Source organism: Italian clover phyllody phytoplasma str. MA1 (assembly GCF_000300695.1).
Taxonomy (GTDB): Bacteria; Bacillota_I; Bacilli_A; order Acholeplasmatales; family Acholeplasmataceae; genus Phytoplasma.
The window spans coordinates 1-466 of record NZ_AKIM01000172.1; the positions used below are offsets into that span (position 1 = coordinate 1).

The following is a 466-nucleotide window of genomic DNA, read 5'->3' on the forward strand; positions in this document are numbered from 1 at the left end:
TTTAAAAGGAAGTGGCGGAATTGAAACCAATTCTGATATCGTCTTAATGATGTCTGAATTTAGACCAAAACTAGCCAAAGACCAAGAAAAACCTTTAAATATTTATAATTCAACCTTAAATCAACTCTATTTAGAATCTGATGACAATGAAAATCAAAAAATAATAGAAGTATGTATCAAAAAAAATAGAAGTGGTACCAAAAAAACCTTAATTTATCACTTTGAAATGAGTACTCAAAATTTCCAAGAAATCGGTTATGTTTTACCTTATCAAATAGAAACTTATTATTAATCAAAAAAATAGGAGTTAAAATAAATGAATCATCAAGACAAAATTAAACACATTAAAACTAATTTTCCCATGATTGTTTTATTAAAAAAATTAAAAATTTTACCCCCAAACTTCAACACCAAATATCGTTTCCCTTGTCCCATCCATCAAGGAAACAACCCAACTTGTTGCCAT

At 27.3% G+C, this 466-nt stretch carries 1 pseudogene; it reads left to right on the plus strand.

Features of this window, described 5'->3' with window-relative positions:
• A pseudogene (locus RI01_RS03175) lies at positions 1-292 on the plus strand (DnaB-like helicase C-terminal domain-containing protein); the annotation flags it as partial.
• Positions 293-466: the final 174 nt, after the last annotated feature.